This is a genomic window from Frankia tisae, from assembly GCF_025403405.1.
In the GTDB taxonomy this organism is placed as follows: domain Bacteria; phylum Actinomycetota; class Actinomycetes; order Frankiales; family Frankiaceae; genus Frankia; species Frankia tisai.
On sequence record NZ_JANEZT010000779.1, the window covers coordinates 1 to 609 of the forward strand.

A 609-nucleotide genomic window follows, 5' to 3' on the forward strand; every position below is an offset into this window, starting at 1 on the left:
CGCTAGCAGCGCGCGGTCGGATCGCGCGCTGCTAGCGTGTCCCGATGGCGGCATCGGGCGAGCGGGGCGGACGGGGCCTGCGGGTCGACGCGGCGCGCAACTACGAGCGGATCATCGCCGCGGCCGACCAGGCGTTCGAGGATGTCGGGCGGGCCGTGACCCTCGAGGAGGTGGCCCGGCGGGCCGGGGTGGGCGTCGCCACCGTCTACCGCCGGTTCCGCAACCGTGACCAGCTGCTGCGCGCCGTGTTCGACCATCTCGTCAGTACCGAAATCGTGCCGCAGGTGGCGCGGGAGACCGACGACCCGTGGCGCGATCTCGTCGGCGCGCTGGACGCCACGGTGGCGGCGCTGGCCGGCCGGCAGGTGATCCTCGCTCTCGCCCGCGAGACCGACGCCTTCCACGTCGAGGGGGTACACCACTACCTGGAGTCGATGGAACGCCTGCTCGGCCGCGCCCGCGATGCCGGCGTGGTGCGCCCCGAGCTGGAGCGCCGGGACCTGTCCGCGGTCATCGTGATGGCCCTGGCCACGGTGCGCCCCGACGACCCGGCGGGCCTCGACCGCCGCCGCTACCTCGCGCTGCTCGTCGACGGGCTGCGTCCCGCCC

1 protein-coding gene is annotated in these 609 nt (G+C 75.0%); it reads left to right on the top strand.

Annotated elements, in window-relative coordinates; translation table 11 throughout:
• Positions 1 to 44: 44 nt before the first annotated feature.
• Positions 45 to 609 (top strand): TetR family transcriptional regulator (locus tag NBZ85_RS31645; protein WP_261563483.1); only part of this gene is annotated, 565 nt, incomplete at its 3' end.